This window comes from Planctomycetota bacterium, from assembly GCA_026387035.1.
Taxonomy (GTDB): domain Bacteria; phylum Planctomycetota; class Phycisphaerae; order FEN-1346; family FEN-1346; genus JAPLMM01.
On sequence record JAPLMM010000018.1, the window covers coordinates 1 to 6532 of the forward strand.

Annotated in this window: 7 protein-coding genes; 6 read left to right on the forward strand and 1 reads right to left on the reverse strand. The window is 66.0% G+C overall.

What is annotated here, in order from left to right; all coding sequences use genetic code 11:
* Nucleotides 1-194, forward strand: a 194-nt coding sequence (locus NTX40_00520; GenBank protein ID MCX5647576.1) for a hypothetical protein, incomplete at its 5' end; no start/stop codon positions are given.
* 199 nt (nucleotides 195-393) lie between these two features.
* Here the strand turns inward: NTX40_00520 and NTX40_00525 are convergent.
* On the reverse strand, nucleotides 394-1311 hold the full coding sequence (locus tag NTX40_00525; GenBank protein MCX5647577.1) for a tetratricopeptide repeat protein: 918 nt from the start codon (nucleotides 1309-1311) through the stop codon (nucleotides 394-396).
* A gap of 452 nt (nucleotides 1312-1763) precedes the next feature.
* Here NTX40_00525 and NTX40_00530 point away from each other — a divergent pair, with 452 nt between their 5' ends.
* The 5 genes from NTX40_00530 to NTX40_00550 all read left to right on the forward strand — a co-directional run bounded on the left by NTX40_00530 (nucleotide 1764) and on the right by NTX40_00550 (nucleotide 6470).
* A complete protein-coding gene (locus NTX40_00530; GenBank protein MCX5647578.1) occupies nucleotides 1764-3242 on the forward strand; it encodes an RDD family protein in 1479 nt (492 codons plus the stop codon).
* Between the two features lie 341 nt (nucleotides 3243-3583).
* A complete protein-coding gene (locus tag NTX40_00535) occupies nucleotides 3584-4126 on the forward strand; it encodes a hypothetical protein (GenBank protein ID MCX5647579.1) in 543 nt (180 codons plus the stop codon).
* A 121-nt stretch (nucleotides 4127-4247) separates the two neighbouring features.
* The gene (locus NTX40_00540; protein MCX5647580.1) at nucleotides 4248-4487 is read left to right on the forward strand and encodes a hypothetical protein; all 240 of its coding nucleotides are present in this window, start codon (nucleotides 4248-4250) and stop codon (nucleotides 4485-4487) included.
* Nucleotides 4488-4508: 21 nt separating this feature from the next.
* On the forward strand, nucleotides 4509-5426 hold the full coding sequence (rsmH, locus tag NTX40_00545) for a 16S rRNA (cytosine(1402)-N(4))-methyltransferase RsmH (protein MCX5647581.1): 918 nt from the start codon (nucleotides 4509-4511) through the stop codon (nucleotides 5424-5426).
* A 102-nt stretch (nucleotides 5427-5528) separates the two neighbouring features.
* Nucleotides 5529-6470, forward strand: coding sequence for a LysM peptidoglycan-binding domain-containing protein (locus NTX40_00550; GenBank protein MCX5647582.1), 942 nt, complete (start codon nucleotides 5529-5531; stop codon nucleotides 6468-6470).
* The last annotated feature ends 62 nt before the right edge of the window (nucleotides 6471-6532 follow it).

Consider the following 6532-nt stretch of genomic DNA (forward strand, 5'->3'; position numbering starts at 1 on the left):
TGGCCGGCTATTCGGCGGCGACGCGGCTCCAGGACCGCGAGCACGACCTCTCGGACCTGGTCTTCGGGGCTGCGCTCGGCTACGTGGTCGGGCACAGCGTCGTCAAAGGCGAACTCCCCGAGATCGGCGGCTTCTATGTGTTGCCCTACGCCGACCGAAATGCGGGCGGCGTGATGTTCGTCAAGGGGTTCTAGGAGCGGTTTTGCTCTGCTGAAAACATCCTTTCATCTTTCCTCTCCCTTGACGGGAGAGGGGTAGGGTGAGGGTAAAATTCGCCTTCGCCGACCGCAGCGGTTGCCCAACCCATGTGACCCGACCCCGCCTTCAAGGGCCCTTCGTGGCTCCAATCCAACCGGCCGAGATCGGCCGGTGGAACGGTTCTCAGCGTACTTCTCATTCATCAAGATGGCCCTCCACTTCCTTGAGAAGTTTCTTGGCGTCTTCGTTGTTCGGTCCTGCCGGGAACCGGTCAAGGAGATCCCGGAGCAACTGCTTGGCGGCGGCGTAGTCTTTCCCCCAGGCCTTCGTCATCGCCAAGTAGAATTGGGCGCGGTACTCCACCGAGGAGTTCGGCTTGGCCGCCAGGGCCTGCTCGAAGTACGGTGCCAGGGCGGCCAGGGACTGCCGGCGCTTGTCGAAGTCTTCCTTGCTCTGCATGCGCTGAGTCTTGAGTTCGTCGATCTTCCGAATCCCCCTGGACACACGGACAAGGGGGGCATATGGCGATGAGCCAAACTGCTCAAGGAACTTGTCCAGCTCTTGTCCCGTGGTTCCCCGGTCTTTTTTGCCAAGGTCGAGGACCAGCACACGCTTGTAGGCCTCGAAGGCCTTCTGCGTCTCTACGTCATCCAGGGACTGGACCGTCACGTTGATGCGGTTCGTGACCTGCCCCGACTGTCTATCTTCAACCCAGACGGGGTATTGCCCGGGTTTCTCGAGTAGGAACCGGACGCGCGGGGCATCAGGCTTAGGCGTCTCAGGCGTTAAAGAAATCAGAAAAATGTACTCGAAAATCTGATCCTCTTCCTCATCGTTCTGCCGCAGCCGGGGCGGACCGAACAGCATTTGCTCGGAGATGGTTTCCTGGCCAATGTGCAGCGCGAGTTGCGGCGGCGGGATTGGTTTATCCTTACCCTGCCGGATCAGCAAGCGGGCCTCGATAGGCTCGGCCGGCAGGAACCCCGCGCGCTCCCCACCCGCCTTCGTCAGCAACTCGAGTTCCATCCTGCGGGGCGGCTCCGGGGTCGCGCCGTCCGATCCGCTGAGCGCAAGACAAGGCACAAACAGAATCATCCAGGTTATTCGTCGCATGGTATCGCTCCTATTCGTACACTGATTTAAAGTACGGGTTCGTTCGAAAAATGGCAATATCCTGGGGGGAAAACCAGGAGGGCATCTTCATGCCCCCGAACGGATCCATGATGCCGCTCTCTCGGTCGGGCGCGCCGCCCAGGACTTGCTTTTCTTCATCGCACCCCTCCCGAATCGGGGCCGCCCATCTTGTCGATGAAAACCTATGCGTGTGCTGTGCTCTTTTCAAGTTTTTTCGTTATCCGGATTTCGTCATTCACCGCTTACCCCTCGCTGGCGCTCGGGGCTAGCAAACTACGGCCCTCTGCGCCTTGACCCGTCCCCCCGCGCCAAGTACGATACTTTCGGCGGTGCCGGCGGTCGGCGCCGCGAATGTTCCGTAGCCTTTTTTCTCGGTGCGGCGCTATGCGATTGATGGGACTGGTGCTGGCGGCGGCGCTCGTGGCGGCGGGATGCGCACCGGCCTCGCCTCCGCAGGCCGCGCCGGCGTCGCGGCTCGCCGCCGCCGGAAATGCGAACAATCTGTACGTCGTGGGAACAATCTGTACGTCGTGGCGGCGGCGGAGGTCGGCGGCCGGCCGGGGTTTCGCTACGCCCAGCGCGATGCGGCCGGCGCCTGGCCCGCGTCGCTGAGCGGCGAAGGGCACGGCACGCCCGCGGCCCTGGCCGCCTGGCGCGAACAGTTGCTCGTTTTCTTCCCCACGGGTCGCTACGGACTCTTCGGCACGTCGGAACCGATCATTCATCCTTCGCCCCTGCCCGCCTGGACGCCCGTTGCGGCCTGCGAAGACGGCCTGGCCGCCGACGCCTTCGGATGGGACAAGGCGGGCGACCCGATCCACGCGCGGTTCGAGAACGGCGAGTGGCAAGGGCGGCGAATGCAGGTCGTCATCGAAACCGCCAAGGTCCGCGATCCCTGTGCTGTTCGCTTTCAGGATCGCCTTTACCTCGTCTGGCGCGAGGAAGTGCCGACGTTCAGCGGTCCCTCGGCGGACCAGCGCGTCGCTTTCGTTTATAAAAAACTAGACCGCTGGCACCGGGTCCTCTCGCGCCTCCAGGTGGCGTCGGCGCCGCTCGTGGCCGCGGCCGGGGACGACTTCGTCTGTCTCTATCGAAAACCGGCGGGTGCGAACGAGGGTCCCTGGACGCTCGCGACCTACGCGACAGCCGACGAGGACTTCCACGAAGCGGGCGAACTGGCCGGCCCGATCCCCGCCGGGCCCCTCGCGATCGCGCGGCAAGGGGCGCAACTGTATGTCCTCGCCGCTCCCGCCGACGGCCCGAGGATCGCGACGCTCGACGTCCGCGCGGTCAAGGTCGGCGACTTTCTTCCTGTTCCAATGGGCGAACCTTCGGGCAAACCGGCCGGCAACGAGCGGGCGATCAGCCTGGCGGTGATGGCGGCGATGTTCGCCGGCGTCGTCCTGCTCCTCGCCTGGCGATCGCGCATGGAACGCGAGCGCCGCACAGTCGCTGGCGCCGCTGAAGCCGCGCCGCCGATCGGCGCGTCGCTTGTCCGCCGAGGGGCCGCTCTGGCCATCGACTATTTCCTCGTTGCCCTCTTGCTCGCGCCTTTCATTCTGGCCGTCGGTCCCGACCTTCCCGAGCGGTTCATGCGCGGCGAGCCGGTGCCCTGGCAGAAAATGGTAATCCTCGAACTCGCGCGCCTCGGCCTCGTGGTCCTCTACTTCACCGTGGCCGAGGGCGCCACGGGACGCACGCTCGGCAAGGCGATCCTCGGCATCGAGGTGCGCGGCGAGAACGGCGGCGCCATCACGTGGAAGCAATCGGTGGTGCGCAACGTGACGCGGCTCGTCGATGAGATGCCGGCCTTCTACCTGCTGGGCCTCGCTTCCATCCTGATCGGTCCGCGCAGGCAGCGCGTGGGCGACCGCTTTGCACGGACGCTCGTCGTCCGGCGCGTTCGTTAGGCGGATCGCGCGCCGGGTCATTTTGTCGCGAAAAAGCGTTTCGCCGAAAAAAATTCTCCTCTCGCCATCCGGCTTTTTCATTCTCGCGGTCGGTCCCGTCCAGACTCGGCTGTCTTCCCACCGCTGGAGTCGCGTTGCTCGTGGTTCCACGCCATGTGGTATCCCCGCGCTGGAGGCTGACGGGAGGCGTGTTGTGTGGCGTGGCTGGGTGTTCGGATTCTGTTAGGGAAGGAGAAAAAAATTCTGAAAAAATGTCTTGACGGCCCGGTGGGCGATTGGCGATAGTCAATCCTAGCAAGGCGCAGTTCAAATCACGCCTTGGCCCAAGTGGGGAAACACAAGTGGGCCGAAGTGGGCAAAAAGCGGGTTCGCTCGAGTCGCCGGCGCTCGTCCTGAGTGGCGAATACTTCCATGCCGTCGACGCGAAATCGCGCCTGACCGTGCCGGCGAAGTTGCGCGAGGCGATCGACGCCAAGACCGAGGGCGAGGGGTTCTTCGCGTTCATCGATTTCGACGGCGTCCTGTGTCTGTACACGCCCGCGTCGTACGAGAAACTCGCGCCGGTGCTCGTGGACACGGAACTTCGGGCGGCAAAGGAAGTGCGGGACTACAAGCGTCTGCGCTACGGCCTGGCGGAGCACGTCGAGGTGGACCGGCTGGGGCGGGTGCTGATCCCGGAGAAGTTGCTGGTGCGCGGCGGCATCAAGAAAGAGTGCGCCATCGTCGGGTGCCAGGACCATCTGGAAATCTGGGACCGCGAGAGGTGGGACGCGTTCGTGAAGATTCGCCTTCCGGAGCACGACACGCTGGCGGTGCGTGCGATGGAACTGGCCGAGAGCCGGGCGGCCGAGGAGCCGGACGCGATGGATGAGCAGCCGACATAGAGCCCCCTTGGGAGGTCACCCATCCCGGCGCGCCGGGATGGGCGGCCTTGCCCGTTCGTGGGTAAGTCGCGAGAGCAGGTCGGACAACGGGGTAACGCAGGGAGAGGGAGGCAAGGAAGCCATGGACCGACAAGCGGAGGCACAGGGATGGGGTCTGGTGCGTCGGGCGCTTCGGCAACCCGAAGCGGAGGCGTCGATGTCGCCGGACCGGCTTCGGCGGGAACTGGATCGCCTTCAGACGCGTCTGGCGCGGGTGCAATCGCGCGGCGGGGCGTACGGGGAGGTGAGCCTGTCGCCGGACGTCCGTTCGCTGCTGGCCCGGCTGGATGCGGGGGCGACCCTGAGCGCGCTGGTCCACTAGGTGGGGAAGGCGGGGCTCCGGGTGGATGAGACGCCCGTGCACGTCCCGGTGATGCTCGACGAGGTGATCGAGTACCTCTCGCCGAGGCCCGGGGCGACGATTCTGGACGGGACGGCCGGCGGCGGCGGCCACGCGGAAGCCCTGATGGAGCGGATTCGGCCCGGCGGGCGGATGATCCTGCTGGACCGCGACCGTGAGGCCCTCGAGCGCCTGATCGCCCGATTCGGACGCCGGGGAGACGTGTCGTACTTTCACGCCAACTTCTGCGATTTCGACCAAGCCCTGAACCAGGCGGCTGTGGACCGGCTCGACGGGGCCCTCGTGGACCTGGGGCTTTCGAGCCTGCAACTGGCCGATGCGGAGCGGGGTTTCAGCCTTCAGCGTCCGGGTCCGCTGGACATGCGGTTCGACCGGAGCGAAGGGCTGACGGCGGACGAGATCGTCAACCGCTGGGACGTGGATCGGCTGGCGGCGCTCTTTAGCAAGTACGGGGATCAGCCTTACGCGCGGCGGATTGCGCGGGCCATCGTCGAGGTGCGGAAGCGTCGCCCGATTCATCGGACGGACGAGTTGGCCGACGTCGTCGCCGCCGCGCAGCCGGCGCCGTACCGGCACCGCAAGAGGATTCACCCGGCGACGCGGGTGTTTCAGGCGCTGCGGATCGCCGTCAACGAGGAGTACGGCAGCCTGGAGAAGTTCTGCGAGAGGATCTTTGACTTTTTGAAACCCGGTGGCCGCGTGGTCGTCCTCGCGTATCACAGTGGGGAAGACCGGATCGTGAAGCAGCGATTCCGCGAGGCGGCTGGGGCCGGCGTGGCGTCATTGCCGGTCCGCAAGCCGATCACGCCCACCGAGGCCGAAATCCGCGCCAACCCGCGGAGCCGAAGTGCCAGGCTCCGCGTGGCGGAACGGGTCGGCCCGTCCACCGGTTCGCTATAGAGCGGGACATCACCGCCCGTGCCTGTGCCGACAAAACGGGCGGCCTTCGCCGGGTGTCGGGTGCCGTTGGAAAACGGACGCAACTCTAGTGGGAGACGTACCGTGTCGCGTGAAACCAAAGTGGGACTCCTGGTCGGTCTGATCTTCATCGGGCTTTTTGGTCTGATTCTGAGTTTTCGAGCCGGCAGCGAGGTTGTCGGCCACGCCAATCTCCCGGTCGGCGAAAGCCAGAAGTACCGGACGATGGCCCGGGCCCTTCGCCACGACGTGGACCCGTTCATCGAGCACAGCGTCCTGGACATTGCGCCCGCCGGTCCGCGCCAAGAAGGGCCGGCGGCACGTGAGGCGCTGGAGGAGCGGTTGCCGGCCCCGGGTTCCATCCGGGAGACGGAGCCGCCGGCCAGAACAGTCAGCGAAGTGGGCGTGATTGCCGCCGGCCCGATCGAGGCGGTGACGCCGGTCCGCGAGACGCCGGGCGAAGGTCCGGCGGAGGGCGGATCGCCGCCCGCGCGCGAAGCCGAGCGCGCGAAGGAGCCCGCCCCGGCGGCACCGACGTACGTCGTCCGGGCGAACGATTCGCTTGTGCTGATCGCCCGTCGCTTCTACGGGACCCAGGGCGACCGCCTGTGGCGGCGAATCTACGAGGCCAACCGCAGCGTCCTCTCGGATCCGGACCGCCTGAGGGCCGGTCAGGAACTGGCGATCCCCGGCATGGAGGCTTCGCCGGCTCCGGCCACGGTGCCGGCGACCGAGTCCGACGGCGTGCGGACGGTGACGGCGGACGAACTGGCGGAGATGCTCGGAAATCGGTCGGACCTGGTGGAGGCGCCGTCGCCGCTTCCCGCCACCTATACCGTCCGCGCGGGCGATACGTTCTACGGCATTGCCGAACGCCTGTACGGCAACGCGCGCTACGCTTCGCTCCTGCACCTGAAGAACAAGCACCTCGTGCCGGACGCGACGAAACTGCGCGCCGGGCAGCGCATCGTGCTGCTCGAGGGCGTCGAGGCGGCCGCGGCCGGAGAACAGGTGGCGATGCGATGAGACTGTGCGTGCGGCTCGGAGGATTGGCGGTCCTGTTGGTGGGCATCGCGATGGCCCTGGTC